This window comes from Paeniglutamicibacter sp. Y32M11 (genome assembly GCF_019285735.1).
Classification (GTDB): domain Bacteria; phylum Actinomycetota; class Actinomycetes; order Actinomycetales; family Micrococcaceae; genus Paeniglutamicibacter.
In genome coordinates this window covers 2,870,984-2,886,178 of record NZ_CP079107.1, presented here as the reverse complement: position 1 = coordinate 2,886,178, position 15,195 = coordinate 2,870,984, and the positions used below count along the sequence as shown (strand labels likewise).

Genomic DNA, 15,195 nt, shown 5'->3' with positions numbered 1-15,195 from the left:
ATCCTATCGGGCAGCGAGCTAGTTCAGATCCAAGGCCGTGAGGGCGAGCCACAATTGGACGCGGTCGGCGGTGGTGGTCGGATCATATCCGGAGAGCTCACTGATCTGCTGGAGCCGGTATCGCACGGTATTTCGGTGTAATCCCAGGGCGTCGGCCACGGCGCCCACGCTTCCGTCCAATTCAAGGTAGCTGCGCAATGTGCCCAACAACTCGGCGGAGTGCTTGGTATCAAAGGCCTGCAAGGGAGCCAACGCCTCCTGGGCCAGCGCCTGCAGGGGGACATCTCGCGCGGCTAACAACAACGAGGTCAAAGAGAGTTTGGATGGAGTATTAAGTTGCTCCCCATGGCGCAACGCCTCGATGGCCTCGAAGAAACTCCAGCGCAGACCGTTGGGCTGGGTGTAGCCGCCGCCGAAGCTCACCCGGGCAATGACCCCGGCACCCTGTAAGTACTCGTTGATGCCGTCGGCCAGCGATGCACCGTCGGTATTGGCGACCACCAGGGCCAAGCGATCATCAACGGTGGCGGAAATGATGTGTTCAAACTGTGGGGGGATCGGCAGGGTCCGCAGGGCCTTCTCCTGGCCCGCCGGGGCGGCGATGAGTACCACCGAGTGCGGTTGACTGGGGACCACCCCGATGCCCTGAAGCCTCGCGTCGGCCTGATGCCCCGTCAACGTTCCGGCCAAAAGGTCGGCGAAGACCTGCCCGGTGACCTTGCGGGTGGATTCGCGTAACCGAGCCTGGTTGGCCAGCTCCAACCCGATCAGGCCCTGGGCATAATCCACCAAGGCCTCGTGTTGATAGGGTTCGGCCAGATATAAGGTGCACCTATCGCGCAGGCCGGAGGCGACGGAGACCTCGTGCCATTTGCGGATGCCTAGCTCCGGTCCATGGATCGTGGCGGCGAATTGACGCAGAATCACCTCGGTGCCCAGCATTCGGGCGAGCTCGCGCAGCATATCACCGAGTCCACCGGCCAGCAGCGTGGACGCCAGACGCTGATGCCCCTTGAGCAAGCGCTCAAGACGCAGCAAATGATCCGCGTTCAGCGCATCGGCGATCAACTTGGTGATGGCCATGAACGGAGTCTCGTAGGGAACTTCGAAGACCGGCAGGCCTAATTCGGTGCACTTACGTATGACGGCCGCGGGAACTCCGCGATGGCTTAACCCCGTACCAAAACCCAGGGCTAGGGCTCCGGCGCCGTGCACGGTCTGGACAAAGTTCTCTTGATTGGCGATCGATGTTTGCCGCAGGCCCGTAGTGAGCACGATTTCCCCGCCACTGAGGAAAGGGGAAGGATCTCGCAATTCGGTGACGGCCGCCCACTCGATGGGAGTTTGCCCGACCGCGGAGAAATCCGTGTGGGCTTTGAGCCTCAGGGTTTGAGACTCAAGAAGATTCACGAGGGTAATGGCCATGTACTAATACTATTGAACATTTTGTGCAGTCGTACGAAGAATGGAGGCGAAACACGAAACGAACCACACAAATGGCTATAACGCGGCTCACAAGTGGGTTAACGTGGTGTCCATGATCAACGCATCCTCGAGCGGGGCGCCAACGGCGGCACCCGCGGGCAGGGAGACCTTCTCCTCGCGCAAACTATTTATTCTCTCCGCCATCGGTTCGGCCGTTGGATTGGGGAACATCTGGCGCTTTCCGTACGTCGCGTACGAAAATGGTGGCGGCGCTTTCCTGATTCCATATCTGGTGGCCTTGTTGAGCGCCGGTATACCCTTGCTCTTCCTTGACTACGCCATCGGGCATAAATTCCGCGGCTCCGCACCCTTGGCCTACCGACGCCTGCACCGTAGCGCCGAAGTCTTGGGTTGGTGGCAGGTGCTTGTCTGCTTCATCATCGCCATCTACTACGCGGTCATCATCGCCTGGTCCGGCATGTACACCTGGTTCTCGGTGACCAAGGCTTGGGGCGGAGACCCGGGAGGTTTCTTCACCGGAGACTTCCTCCAAGTCTCCGAGTCCATCAACGTGGGCTTCAACTTTGTTCCCGGCGTTTTCTGGCCACTGCTAGTCACCTGGGCCGTTGTTATTGGCATCATGGTGGCCGGGGTCAACAAGGGGATTTCTAAGGCCAACGCCATTTTCCTGCCACTGTTGGTGGTCATGTTCATTATTCTGGTGGTCCAGTCGGTGTTCCTTCCCGGTGCGGTTGATGGACTGAACGCCTTCTTCACCCCCCAACTGGGAAGCGCTGGGAGATCCGGGCGTCTGGGCAGCGGCCTATGGACATATTTTCTTCTCGCTGTCGGTAGCCTTCGGCATCATGGTGACCTATTCCTCCTACCTCAAGCGGAAAACCGATCTGACCGGTTCGGGCATGGTGGTTGGTTTCGCCAACTCCGGATTCGAGATCCTCGCCGGCATCGGCGTTTTCGCGGCTCTTGGCTTTATGGCACATAACGCCGGAACCACGGTGGGAGAGGTGGCGGTGCCGGGCATCGGCCTGGCGTTCATCGCCTTCCCCACGATCGTCTCGGCGGCGCCGCTCGGTGCGCTGATGGGGGTGCTTTTCTTCGGTTCCCTGGTCTTCGCCGGTATCACCTCGCTGATCTCGATCCTTGAGGTCATTGTCTCGGCGGTTCAGGACAAACTCGGCTGGTCGCGTGTGCGGGCTTCACTGGCGGTGAGCATTCCGGTGGCATTCGTTTCACTGCTGCTCTTCCCCACGGCGACCGGGCTGTACCTGTTGGACACCTTTGATGCCTTCGTGAACAGCTTCGGCATCTTGGCCGGTGCGCTGGTCGCCGTTATCCTGATCGCCTGGTTCCTGCGTAAGCTGCCGATGCTTTCGGACCACCTGAATAAGGTCTCCTCGGTGCGCATGCGTACCACGTGGATCGCCCTGGTTTCCGTGGTGGCCCCGCTGGTCTTGGGCTACATCTTGTACAACGAGTTCGCCTCCAAGATCGCGGAAACCTATGAGGGTTACCCGGTGTGGTTTGTTGGAGTCTTCGGCTGGGGCATGGCCGGTGCACTGGTGGTTGGCGCGCTGCTGTTGACGCTGATTCCGTGGAGCTCCAAATCCAAATTGAACGACCCCGAATACGCGGCCATGGTGGCCGCAGATGAAGCGGAGGAAACACGATGACACCCATCGCAATCGTCATGATGGTCATCGCCATGGTGACCGTCTGGGGCGGTCTGATTCTCGCCCTGATCAACCTGGTACGGCACCCGGAAGATGAGGGGCACCTGCCCGAGTCCATCGCTCGAGAGCTCTAAATCCAACGGCGCCACGGCGCCGCACTAACCAAAAGATCGGTCCGTTGATGTGCGGGAGAGTTACGCCCGCCACAACAGTGGGCCGATTTTTTGCTTGGTCGTAGATTAACTCCTGTGCATTTGCACTGGAAGAGGGGAGCGACACTGTGCCAATTTCACTGGCGGGCGCCCTCGCGCGAGACATAGGCTACTGAGTAGTACAGACCACTCAAAAACACCGGCTTCCAGAGTGTGCGCCGGCGCCCCCACCGTGATACGTTCCCGGGCGCCGCATGTCACGTGGCGGCGGGAAAGGATTGAAGATTCATGGACATCACCTACCGCATTGAACAGAAGCGCAACATCACCGGAGCCTTCCCCGGCCCCAAGTCGGTGGAACTTGCCGCTCGCCGCGCCAACGCCGTCGCGCTGGGTGTTGCCTCCTCGATGCCCGTCTACGTGGCAGATGCCGATGGCGGCATCATTGTTGACGTTGATGGCAACTCCATCATCGACCTGGGTTCGGGCATCGCCGTTACCTCCGTTGGTGCTTCCAACGAGAAGGTCGCGGCCGCGGTGGCTGCTCAGGCAGCCCGCTTCACCCACACCTGCTTCATGGTCACCCCCTACGAGGGCTACGTTGAGCTGGCAGAAAAGCTCGCCGAGATCACCCCCGGAACTCAGGCGAAGAAGGCAGTCTTCTTCAACTCCGGTTCCGAGGCGGTAGAGAACGCCATCAAGGTGGCCCGCGTCGCCACCGGCCGCACCGCCGTGGTCGCCTTCGACCACGCCTACCACGGCCGGACCAACCTGACCATGGGACTCACGGCCAAGGCCGCCCCGTACAAGCGCGGCTTCGGTCCGTTGGCCTCGGAGATTTACCGCATGCCGATGAGCTACCCGTTCCGCGAAGAAAACCCGAACATCTCCGGCAAGGAAGCCGCCGAGCGCGCCATCCTGAACATGGAAAAGCAGATCGGTGGCGACCAGATCGCCGCCATCATCATCGAACCGATCCAGGGTGAGGGTGGATTCATCGTTCCCGCCACCGGCTTCCTACCCCGTCTGGCCGAATGGGCCAAGGAGCAGGGCATCGTTTTTGTGGCCGACGAAGTGCAAGCGGGCTTCTGCCGCTCCGGTGCCTGGTTCGCCTCGGACATTGAGGGCATCAACCCGGACATCATCACGGTGGCCAAGGGAATCGCCGGGGGCATGCCGCTCTCGGGCATTGTTGGCCGCGCCGAATTACTCGATGCGGTTCACCCCGGTGGCCTGGGCGGCACCTACGGTGGAAACCCGGTGGCCGTCGCCGCGGCACTGGAAACCATCAAGTTCATGGAGGAGCAGGACCTGGCCTCCCGCGCCCGCGAGATTGAAGAGCAGTTCTTCACCCGCATGCGCAAGCTCGCCACCGAGGTCTCGGCCATTGGTGACATCCGTGGCCGCGGCGCCATGGTGGCCATCGAGCTCGTGAAGGCCGGCGGCATCGAGCCCGACATGGATCTGACCAAAAAGATTGCCGCAGACTGCTTGGCCGAGGGCGTCCTGATCCTCACCTGCGGCACCTACGGAAACGTCATCCGTTTGCTGCCTCCGCTGGTCATCAGCGACGAGTTGCTCACCGAGGCCTTCGACGTTCTTGAGGCAGCGATCCGTAAGAACGCCTAATTGGTAGGCGCATAACGATGGCGGGCAAGGGAAACCTGCCCGCCATCGTTATGCCCCGCTGCCCTAGTGATCCTCCAGGATCAGCAGCGTTCCCGTCGCGCGGGTCATGGCGACATAACGATCCACGGCACCGGTGATTCCCGTGCCGAAGTCTTGCGGGTTCACCACGATAACCAGATCAAATTCCAGTCCCTTCGCCAGTACCGGAGTCAGCGAGGCGACGCGCGGACGCGGCGCGAAGTCCGGGTGCCCGATGACGGCCGCGTGCCCCGTGGGATGCTGAACCAACCACGTGGTAAGGCGCACCGACAGATCCGCGACACTGCCTCGTTCAACGGGCGCGCCCCCGGTGCGGATGGATTGCGGCACGTTGGCATCGGGTAGTTCGGCGGTGATGGCGGCCCGCGCCTGAACCATGATTTCGGCCGGGGTGCGGTAGTTGATGGACAGGGTGGATACGCTGATGCGCTTCAAGCCGATCCGGGTGAGGCGTTGTTCCCATGACTCTTCAAATCCCTCCCGTGCCTGCGCACGGTCCCCGACGATGGTGAAGGAACCCGACGGGCAGCGGCGCAGCAGCATCTGCCATTGGGCATCACTGAGTTCCTGCGCCTCATCGACCACGATGTGCGTAAAGGGTCCGGCCAACGGATCGGCACTTTCCACAGGTAAATCGGCCGCCTGGTCTAGTTTTTCGGCCATGTCCTCCCCGCGCAGCATCGAGCTGACGAGTAATTCCGAATCATCGGCAAGGATGGCTTCCTCGATGACGCTGGCCATCTCCCGGCGTCTGGCCGCCAGCTCCGTCCTGCGGCGAGCCCGGCGTGCCGAGGCTCCCGAATCGCCCAAACGCTCCCGTGCGGCATCCAATAGCGGAAGATCGGCATCCGTCCAGGCCAGCCCGTCGCTGCGTTGTAATGAGTGAATCTGGGCTTCGCTCAGCCAGGGTGCGCACATGGCCAGGAATGTGGGAATCGTGAACATGCCGGCGACGATGTTGGCCGGTTCCAGCATCGGCCACGCCGCCGAAAGTGCGGCGTTCAGATTCGGATGAGTCGCCAGCGCAGCACGGACCATGTCGATGGGAGTATCCGCATCAAGCTTGTCGACCAGGATGTCTAGCAGCGCCTCGTGGACCGCTTCCCGGGCCTCATTGTGCGGAGTTCCGTCCTCCGGCGCGGAGAAGGCCTCTGCCCAGTCCCGCGCATCGAGCTCCAATTCCGCCCATTCGGTGGTGATGATGGTGCTCTGTGTGGGTGGCTCCTGGAAGAAACCGACGGCCGTGGAGATCGCCGAGACCATCTCGACGCTGGACTTCAGCGCTGCGAGTCCTCGATCGGATTCGGGCACGGCGGTTTCACCGGCGGGGTCGAGGTCCCTGAGCGTGCAGACTCGAACTCCTTCTTCACCAAGTCCCGGCAGGACATCGGAAATGTAGGCAAGATACGGCTGGTGCGGGCCGATGAAAAGTACCCCACCCAGATGATGACCGACGCGTGGATCCGAATAGAGCAAATATGCCGCGCGGTGCAGAGCCACAACGGTTTTGCCCGTCCCCGGCCCGCCGTCGACCACCAAGGCGCCCCGCGAGGGCGCCCTGATGATCGCATCCTGGTCGGCCTGAATGGTGCTCACCACGTCACGCATCTTTTTCGACCTATTAACGCCCAGACTGGCGATGAACGCCGACTGATCATCAAGGGCAACGGTGGATTCGAGGCGATCGGTGGTGAAGACCTCGTCCCAATAGTCACTAATGAGTCCCGCGGACCAGCGGTACCGGCGTCTAGCGACCAGACCCATTGGATGGGCATGAGTGGCAGCGAAGAAGGGGGCAGCGGCGGGGGAGCGCCAGTCGATCAGTAAGCGGTGCCCGTCATCATCGGTGAGCCCGAGTCGACCCACATAGATCGGTTCCGTACCGTCGGCAGCCTCCATCCGGCCCAAACATAAATCAAGCCCGAAACGGTTCAGGGTGCGCAGACGGGTGGCCAGCCGGTGCACCTCCATATCTCGTTCCAGTGCTTCCTGACCATGTGCGCGTGGACCCTTTCGGGCACTATCAAGGGCGGTGGAGAGTTCGGAGAGCCGTTGTTTGAGGGTCGATGCGATGGCGGAAAAATGCTGTTCGTCGCCGCTAATCAATGATGGAGCAGATTTTGCGGTACCTAAGAGACCCGGGTTGAAGGCGCTTTCGGGGAATGTAACAGTGGGCTTGGTGGCAGTTGTTGGTCGCTGAGTCATGCGGTGGATCCCATCCCGTGATGCGGCTTGTGCCTGACCATTGTGGCCCCGATGGGGGGCCTTGCGGCAAGACCCCCAGCGCGCGCTATATTGGAAATAGAGGAGCACCCAGAATCACGCTCGTGACCCTTTTTTTCGGACTAGAACCAGACACGATGATCTGGGACATCCCACTATCTATGCCCTGTCGTAATGCGATTGAGGACCGGTGCGATTCGTCGAATCGCACCGGTCCTCGTGGTTTTTATCGGTCCTTTGTACCCGGGAAAAACTAGCCCACCTTGATGGGCGCCAGTCTGCGGGGCACTCTCGCCATGTCGATGCTGAGCAGGATCACCGCGACCCAGACCAGCGAGAACCCCATGAGGCGTTCTGGCGGCATGGGCTCCTTGAAGACCGTCAATCCAATGATGAATTGCAAGATGGGGGCCAAGAATTGCAGGGTCCCCAAGGTCGTCAAGGGGAGTCGACGCGCTGCAGCTCCAAAGAGCAAAAGTGGCACCGCTGTGACAATGCCGCTGGCCGCCAGCAACCAGAAGTGGCCGGCCCCGGATGAAAGCACCGTGTCCTTATTCGAGAGCACGAGCCAGACCATGAATCCCAACGCCGGAATGGTCAAGATTGCCGTTTCCATACTGAGGGACGTGAGTGCGGTCGCGGTGCGGCCCACGCGGTTCTTTACAAAACCGTAGAAGCCAAAGGAAAAGGCCAGCACCAGGGCGATGTAGGGAACGTTGCCGTAGGCAAAGGTGAGGGCGATAACCGCAGCAAGGCCGAAGCCCAGTGCCACCCATTGCAGCCTCCGCAATTTCTCTTTGAGGAAGACGACACCCAGGGCAACCGAAACTAGCGGGTTGATGAAGTAACCCAATGACGCTTCCACGGCATGCCCGTTCAGTACCGCGTACGTATACGTGAGCCAATTCGCGGCGATGAGAAGCGAGGCGACCGTGAGTCGGACCATGGCCCTGCGATCACGGCCCAGTTCGAAGAAGGAATGCCAGTTCCGGCTCACGCTGAGCAAGATCGCGCAGAAGACCAAGGAAAAAAGAATGCGGCTGGCGACGATCTCCAGCGGGGAGGCCGCGGCAATGGTCAGAAAATACAGCGGAAGGATTCCCCAAAGACCGTAGGCTCCGAGGCCCTGCAGCAAACCCCTCGAGCGTTCGGTCGTGGGGTTGCCGGTGGTGGTGGCTGGTGCTGTGGTGGGCATTTGGGTCATGAGAACTTCAACTGAGATTGCATGGTTTCCATTCCGGATCAGAAAACGCGATAGAGCACATGGAAGCGCGTGAGGATTGCCCGCGGGTAACATGGTTATTTGGCATCGCATTGGGGTCTTGTTTACCGATTCTTCAAGCCTATCGGTGGCTGGACCCATCCAAGTCATTGGAAGTTGCGGAGTGACCATAGGGTCTCCGGCTCTGAGGAAAACGGTGTTGTTGCTGGGGTGAGACTGCCCACACCGATTCACGTTTGTAGAGCAAGGCCAATTAGACTAGCCTGACGTGCGCTATTTGCATGATCTTGTGAACATTCTCCGGAAGGAACCCTTCGTGTCCGATTCAGCAGTTCGCCCGCTCCGTGTCGCCATTATCGGGGCAGGTCCGGCCGGCGTCTACGCTGCCGATATTCTGACCAAGGCGGAGCGTGAATTTGAGGTCAGCATCGACCTGCTCGATGCCTACCCCGCTCCCTATGGACTGATCCGCTACGGCGTTGCCCCGGATCATCCGCGGATCAAGGGAATCGTCAACGCACTACACAAGGTGCTCGATCGGGGCGACATTCGTTTCTTGGGGAACGTGACCTACGGTCGTGACCTCACCTTGAGCGATATCCGCGGGATGTATGACGCAGTCATCTTCGCGACCGGCGCCATCAAGGACGCAAACATGGATATTCCTGGAATTGATCTTGAGGGTTCCTACGGTGCAGCAGATTTTGTTTCTTGGTACGACGGGCAGCCCGACGTACCTCGGACCTGGCCGCTTGAGGCAAAGGAAATTGCCGTCCTAGGAAACGGCAACGTGGCTTTGGACGTTGCTCGTGTGCTTTCCAAGCACGCCGAAGACCTCCTGGTGACGGAAATCCCCGAGAATGTTTTTGAGGGACTGAAGAATTCGCCGGTCACGGATGTTCATATTTTTGGACGCCGTGGACCGGCACAGGTGAAGTTCACACCGTTGGAGCTGCGCGAACTGAGCCACAGCCGCGACGTTGACATCGTCCTCTACCCGGAAGACTTCGAGTTCGACGAGGCTTCGGATGCATTAATTAAGTCAAACAACCAGGTCAAGACGATGGTTAACACCCTGACCAACTGGATTGTTGAGGAGCAGGATACCGGCGCATCGCGACGACTGCACCTGCACTTCCTTCATTCGCCCATTGAGGTTGTTGGCGAAGACGGCAAGGTCTCCGGCATCAAGTTTGAGCGCCAGGAACTTGACGGCTCCGGCAACGTGCGGGGAACCGGGGAAATTGTCGACTACCCGGTCCAAGCGGTGTACCGAGCCATTGGTTACCACGGCTCTGAGCTGGCTGAGCTCGAATTTGATGAAAAGCGGGGTGTTGTCCCCAATGAAGGAGGTCGCGTCCTGGACGCCGACGGCGCGCCTATTCCTGGGCTCTACACCACTGGTTGGATCAAGCGTGGTCCGGTTGGCTTGATTGGCCACACCAAGGGTGACGCGTTGGAGACGATTGGGAATCTGCTGGAGGATCGACTGTCACTGCCGGTGGCTAGCCGCCCCGGCGAAGACGCGATCATCGAATTGCTGGAGTCTCGCGGCATTGAATACACGACGTGGGATGGCTGGAAGAAGCTTGATGCCCACGAAATTTCCCTGGGTATGGCAGCGTCCCCCACGCAGACGTCAGTGGGTCCGGTTGATCGGGCTCGCATCAAAATTGTTGACCGAAATGAAATGGTTCAGATCTCTCGCGGCTAAGCTGTAAGTGGCAAGGGCTCGTATTTTCCGAAGTAGCGGAAACTGCGGGTCCTTGTTTTTGTTTAACGCCAGAGTGTTCCGGCTTATAGGCAAAAAAGTGTGTCTGCCCCGGGTGTGTCACCCGGGGCTGTGCCATGTCAGAGCATGATTCAGCAGGGTCTGCCGGCCCATCCTTTTCTGACCCAGAGCCCTTCGGCTTCAGTCAGTGCGGTGCCGATGAGTTCCGGCCCAATCGTTTCCTCCTGGATCTGCTTCTTCACTGGTTTCGTGTTGAGGTGTTCAGGCCGGATGAGAGTGTGCGGTTCAGTTGGTTTCTCACTGTGGGAGTAGAGCCACCATTCGACCGCCCGTTTCGCATGGGCCGGCGGCATGCCACGGTGCCCGCGCAGCAGCGCACGGAGCTGAGTGTTAACGCCGCCCTCGATGTGGTTGGTTGTCGAAGCGATGGCCAGCCCATCAAATTCTGGCTCCAGGTAGGTGAAGAGCTCACCACTGCGCACCAGCCGTTCGAGGAGTTTGTAGGCCGAACGTAGGCGAGTGTGGGTGTACCACCAGGTTTGGGTGGGCTTCACACCTTTGGGCCGGTGGCCGCCAGGTCCCGCCGGGTAGGTGCGTTCCTTGATCACGTCCCCGAAGGTGTGGTGCCATTCCTGCAGCGCTTGCATCCACTGGGTGGCGTGTTCTCGGGTCTTGATGCGTGTCAGGGCAAGGGAAATTCGCCGAAGGGCTCTTCCCGCGTCCGTTCGTGGTCGCAGGGTCAGATAAGTGCGCACGTTGCGTTGGACATGGACCAGGCAGCGTTGAACGCGAGTCTCTGGCCACGCTTGCGACAGTGCTGCCGCTAGCCCAGAGCCACCGTCAATGATCACGACCCGGGGTGCTGGGAACTGTTCCAGCAACGCTATCCAGGCCACCCTCTTTTCACTATCGCACCACTGCCAGCCAATGGTTTTGCCGTTGGCAATCGCGATCAGGCAACACCACCCACGTCCTAGATAGATGCCGTCCATTTGGATCTGCAGGTGGACTTCGCCGGTGGGCGCTAGGGATGGTTCGATCGCCCAACACCACTGGGTGTTATGTCGGAGGGTTCTACCCGTGCCGGGGTTGTAGGAGGCCTGGGACTGTTTCCCCAAGATCCATTGGAGGAACAGGTTTAGCTCGGCTCGACGTTTCAGGTCAGGGCGCTTCTTGACACTGCTGGCCCCGCAGTGGATGCACCTCCAGCGTTGGGTTCCGGCTGAGGTCTTTCCATTGCGTTTCAGGGCAGATCCGCATACTTCACATTGCTTCGATTTTCCAGAACCATTCACGGTTAATGGCTCAAAGGTATAAGAAACCTCGTTCTACTGCGCCATCGTTGGGAAGCAGGCCCCTCGCGGACACACTTTTCGGCCTATACGCCAGTGTTCCGAGCAGACGTTGCAGCTCCAACGGACGCACCGGCACCGGCTCAACATCAAGATGTAGGCTCTGGTGAGGCACGTCGTAGCTCTCTAGTACGGTTCCAAGCGCTTGGCTCAATAGATCAAACCGGTTGCTTGCGAGAGTGTCCTTTTGAACCAACAGAGCCATGCGGTTACCGCGATATGTGGCAATTGCCTCCGGCATCGTGTCTTTGCATGCCCGACCCATGTCTGCTGACAGCCTAAATGTGGTTTGTTCATCAAGATCGGTGCGCAAATGACGAAACAGCGCGACGACGTAGGGGAGGTCGCGAGTGGTCGGGCTTTCACGCAATTCGTGGACGCGGCGTTCAAAGTGTTGCCGGTTCGATAATCCACTGTTGGAATCCCAACAGGTGAGTTTGTGACTGTAGAGGTCGGTGGCCTCCACCCAAGCGTCGGCGAATTCGATAGTCAGTTTTTTCGCTTGCGGAATCTTACTAGTCTCGAAGAGTGCTTGGACATCGATGAGCGATTCAGCGATTCCCACACCTTGGATTGCCCTACGCGACGCCAACGCACGAAGAGGGGCGTGGAGGTCACGGTCTTCAGTAATGCTGACTGCCACGGAGCGCGCGGCAGAACAGTACCAGTCGGATTCGCGAAGCCATCCGGACTTTTGGGACTCCTCGCGCCAGCGCTCGAGAAAGGTATCGGGATCAATAGGCACCGCTGATCGCCGGGAAAAGAACTTCATGTGTCCTAAGAGCGAATGAGAGTAAAAGCATGACGCGGAATCTCTCATAATTATTCATGGAGAAACTCGCGTCATGAACCCGTTCAGTGTCCTTCTTTCCTTTTAAGAAGACTCCATGGACACTGGAGTGTGAGTGCTGTAGGCCCATTGGGGTTGGTTTACGGCCATTTGTAGCGAAGTTTTTTTGTGAACACTGAGTCTGGACCAAGCGTCGAGCCCATCGATCCGAGTGATTCTGAACTTACCGCCCAGGTACGGGCGGGGGATGATCGTGCGCAATCGCAGCTATACGAACGGCACTATGATGCCGCGCTTCGTGTTGCGTTTCGCCACTCCAATAGTTCCTATGAGGCCGAAGACCTAGTCGCAGAAGGATTCGAGAAGGTATTCGCTGTTTTGCGGAAGGGCAAAGGTCCCGATACCTTTTTCCGTGCTTACTTGGGCACCACGGTCTCCCGACTCGCGTTTGCGTACAACGATAAGCAGAAACGTCAGGCGTTGACCGATGACTTTTCAACTTTTGACTCGGGAGATGCCTACTCTGACCCGATCATAAATCAGTTTGAATCCGGTGTGGTGGGTGCCGCTTTCCGGTCGCTTCCCGAACGATGGCAGGCGGTGCTGTGGTACACCGAGATTGACGGAATGAAACCCGCCGACATAGCGCCGCTGTTAGGACTATCGGCCAATGCTGTTTCCGCGCTTGCCGTTAGAGCACGGGAAGGACTGCGCCAAGCGTATTTGCAGGGCCACGTAAATGTGTCGGATTCTGATGATTGTCAGGGATATGCGCGGCAGTTGGGAGCTTATGCTCGCAATGGCCTGAGCGCTCGTAATGAAGCCAAGGTCGAGGAGCATCTCAACGAATGCTCTAAATGCACAGCGATTCTCCTCCATGTCAGTGATGTGGGGGGCTCGATGCGAGGAATCATCGCCCCGCTGTTCCTTGGTGGAATCACTGCATTGGGAATTCCGGCAGCAATTACGGCGGTCGCTGGTGCTTCGAGTGGGGGCGGCACTGTATCAACAGTCATTGCTTCGAAGGCCGGGACCATCACTGTGGGAAGCGCGATACCTTCGGCCGGATCTGCAAGTACTTTCCTAGGCGGAATAGGGACGCTTGTCGGAGCGAATACCATCGCACTAGTTTCGGCCGCGGCTGCGGTAGCAGTGATTGCAGCCGGAGTTGCAGTCGGAACTAATAGGCAACAGCAACAGAGCGATCCGCCGAGTCACCAAACCCGTGGCTCCCTTCAGCAGGTCGACAAGAGATCCCCTTGGGAGTATGTCGGAAATTCTGTAGCGATTCCTTTAATCGTTAGTGATCAACAGAAATTGTCGACGACGCCGAAACTGGACATTACGGAAAAGCCAGTAACCGGCGGTGGGGAACCTGTTGCGCCGCAACCTGATGAGGCCGTGGGCCCAAACATGAGCGAGGTTAGTACTGCTGAGCCTCGCCCCAATCCCAGCGCGACGAAGAATGCTGAACCCACTCCCGAGCACCCAACCGTTCCGCCTCCGGAGTCGTTAGTTGAGCCCACTGTGGAACCGACGCCGGAGCCGACTGTGGAACCGACGCTGGAGCCGACTCTCGAACCGACGCCGGAACCGACCGTCGAGCCAACTGTGGAGCCGACTGTCGAGCCAACGCCGGAACCGACCATCGACCCGACGCTGGAGCCCACGGTTGAGCAAACGGTCGAACCGACTCCGGAACCCACCGTGGAGCCGACGCCGGAGCCGACGCCGGAGCCCACCGTCAAGCCCACGGTTGAGCCACCGGTCGAACCGACGCCGGAGCCGACTGTCGAACCAACGCCGGAACCGACCGTCGACCCGACGCTGGAGCCCACGGTTGCGCCAACGGTCGAACCGACTCCGGAACCCACCGTGGAGCCGACGCCGGAGCCGACGCCGGAGCCCACCGTCAAGCCCACGGTTGAGCCACCGGTCGAACCGACGCCGGAACCGACCGTCGACCCGACGCTGGAGCCCACGGTTGCGCCAACGGTCGAACCGACTCCGGAACCCACCGTGGAGCCGACGCCGGAGCCGACGCCGGAGCCCACCGTCAAGCCCACGGTGGAGCCAACTGTCGAACCGACGCCGGAACCGACTGTCGAACCGACGCCGGAGCCCACCGTCAAGCCCACGGTTGAGCCAACGGTCGAACCGACGCCGGAACCGACTGTGGACCCGACGCCGGAGCCCACGGTTGAGCCAACGGTCGAACCGACGCCGGAACCGACTGTGGACCCGACGCTGGAGCCCACGGTTGCGCCAACGGTCGAACCGACGGTGGAGCCAACGGTCGAACCGACGCCGGAACCGACTGTCGAGCCGACGCTGGAGCCCACCGTCAAGCCAACGGTTGAGCCAACGGTCGAACCGACGCCGGAACCGACTGTGGACCCGACGCTGGAGCCCACGGTTGCGCCAACGGTCGAACCGACGGTGGAGCCAACTGTCGAACCGACGCCGGAACCGACTGTCGAACCGACGCCGGAGCCGACCGTCAAGCCCACGGTTGAGCCCACGGTCGAACCGACGCCGGAACCGACTGTCGAGCCGACGCCGGAGCCGACGATTGAGCCAGCTCCAACCGAAGATTCTTTGACATCGGGCCTCATCAGGGTCGACGGATTGAACGGAAACTACGAAGCATATATTGACACCAGCGACTTGGAATTCCTGAGTAGTAGGAGGATCCGTTTTGAAGTAATCTCGGGCACCGGCGATGTTACCGTTTCGATGAAACCCTGGCAGCTATGCTCGCAAGGTTCTGCCGGTGACGGCGTCGTGACCTTTAGGTGTTCCAAATTACTTCGCGATAACGTCGGTTTTGTGCTGAGAGGTCTACGCACAAGCACGGATGCCCCGCTGATTGTTCGAGTGAGCACTAGAAATGCCAGTGGTACTGAGGACTTTATCGACGTCGTTTTTCCATAGCTCACC

Annotated in this window: 9 protein-coding genes and 2 pseudogenes; 6 read left to right on the top strand and 5 right to left on the bottom strand. The window is 59.7% G+C overall.

All coding sequences use genetic code 11. The features are described 5' to 3' along the window. Positions 1-18: 18 nt before the first annotated feature. Positions 19-1,425: a PucR family transcriptional regulator gene (locus KUF55_RS12755; RefSeq protein ID WP_218816831.1), complete on the bottom strand. Its 1,407-nt coding sequence runs from the start codon at positions 1,423-1,425 to the stop codon at positions 19-21. Between the two features lie 112 nt (positions 1,426-1,537). On the opposite strand from KUF55_RS12755, the pseudogene KUF55_RS12750 reads away from it, so the two are divergent. The 3 genes and pseudogenes from KUF55_RS12750 to gabT all read left to right on the top strand — a co-directional run bounded on the left by KUF55_RS12750 (position 1,538) and on the right by gabT (position 4,897). Beyond that, a pseudogene (locus KUF55_RS12750) lies at positions 1,538-3,116 on the top strand (sodium-dependent transporter). Continuing rightward, positions 3,113-3,250: a methionine/alanine import family NSS transporter small subunit gene (locus KUF55_RS12745; protein WP_132358811.1), complete on the top strand. Its 138-nt coding sequence runs from the start codon at positions 3,113-3,115 to the stop codon at positions 3,248-3,250. The pseudogene KUF55_RS12750 and the gene KUF55_RS12745 overlap by 4 nt, the downstream one beginning before the upstream one ends. A 306-nt stretch (positions 3,251-3,556) precedes the next feature. Beyond that, the gene (gene gabT, locus KUF55_RS12740; protein ID WP_132358809.1) at positions 3,557-4,897 is read left to right on the top strand and encodes a 4-aminobutyrate--2-oxoglutarate transaminase; all 1,341 of its coding nucleotides are present in this window, start codon (positions 3,557-3,559) and stop codon (positions 4,895-4,897) included. Between the two features lie 63 nt (positions 4,898-4,960). On the opposite strand, the gene helR is transcribed toward gabT, so the two are convergent. Together helR and rarD are read right to left on the bottom strand one after the other, a co-directional pair. Continuing rightward, on the bottom strand, positions 4,961-7,141 hold the full coding sequence (gene helR, locus KUF55_RS12735; protein WP_218816830.1) for an RNA polymerase recycling motor ATPase HelR: 2,181 nt from the start codon (positions 7,139-7,141) through the stop codon (positions 4,961-4,963). A 271-nt stretch (positions 7,142-7,412) separates the two neighbouring features. After that, positions 7,413-8,363: an EamA family transporter RarD gene (gene rarD, locus KUF55_RS12730; RefSeq protein WP_218816829.1), complete on the bottom strand. Its 951-nt coding sequence runs from the start codon at positions 8,361-8,363 to the stop codon at positions 7,413-7,415. 334 nt (positions 8,364-8,697) lie between these two features. Here rarD and KUF55_RS12725 point away from each other — a divergent pair, with 334 nt between their 5' ends. Next, positions 8,698-10,095, top strand: a complete 1,398-nt coding sequence (locus KUF55_RS12725) for an FAD-dependent oxidoreductase (protein WP_218816828.1) — start codon at positions 8,698-8,700, stop codon at positions 10,093-10,095. A 149-nt stretch (positions 10,096-10,244) separates the two neighbouring features. Here the strand turns inward: KUF55_RS12725 and KUF55_RS12720 are convergent, their stop codons facing one another. Together KUF55_RS12720 and KUF55_RS12715 are read right to left on the bottom strand one after the other, a co-directional pair. Next, the gene (locus KUF55_RS12720; RefSeq protein ID WP_218816827.1) at positions 10,245-11,408 is read right to left on the bottom strand and encodes an IS1249 family transposase; all 1,164 of its coding nucleotides are present in this window, start codon (positions 11,406-11,408) and stop codon (positions 10,245-10,247) included. Between the two features lie 10 nt (positions 11,409-11,418). Continuing rightward, positions 11,419-12,237: a hypothetical protein gene (locus KUF55_RS12715; protein ID WP_218816826.1), complete on the bottom strand. Its 819-nt coding sequence runs from the start codon at positions 12,235-12,237 to the stop codon at positions 11,419-11,421. A 186-nt stretch (positions 12,238-12,423) separates the two neighbouring features. Between KUF55_RS12715 and KUF55_RS19075 the strand changes: the two are divergent. Both KUF55_RS19075 and KUF55_RS18820 read left to right on the top strand, forming a co-directional pair. Then, positions 12,424-13,068: pseudogene (locus KUF55_RS19075) on the top strand (RNA polymerase sigma factor); the annotation flags it as partial. 600 nt (positions 13,069-13,668) lie between these two features. Beyond that, a complete protein-coding gene (locus tag KUF55_RS18820) occupies positions 13,669-15,189 on the top strand; it encodes a hypothetical protein (RefSeq protein WP_255557023.1) in 1,521 nt (506 codons plus the stop codon). Positions 15,190-15,195: the final 6 nt, after the last annotated feature.

Coding starts and splice junctions, on each gene's coding strand:
- rarD (WP_218816829.1), bottom strand. CDS start 8,363: ATGACCCAAATGCCCACCACAGCACCAGCCACCACCACCGGCAACCCC.
- gabT (WP_132358809.1), top strand. CDS start 3,557: ATGGACATCACCTACCGCATTGAACAGAAGCGCAACATCACCGGAGCC.
- KUF55_RS18820 (WP_255557023.1), top strand. CDS start 13,669: ATGAGCGAGGTTAGTACTGCTGAGCCTCGCCCCAATCCCAGCGCGACG.
- KUF55_RS12755 (WP_218816831.1), bottom strand. CDS start 1,425: ATGGCCATTACCCTCGTGAATCTTCTTGAGTCTCAAACCCTGAGGCTC.
- KUF55_RS12715 (WP_218816826.1), bottom strand. CDS start 12,237: ATGAAGTTCTTTTCCCGGCGATCAGCGGTGCCTATTGATCCCGATACC.
- KUF55_RS12745 (WP_132358811.1), top strand. CDS start 3,113: ATGACACCCATCGCAATCGTCATGATGGTCATCGCCATGGTGACCGTC.
- helR (WP_218816830.1), bottom strand. CDS start 7,141: ATGACTCAGCGACCAACAACTGCCACCAAGCCCACTGTTACATTCCCC.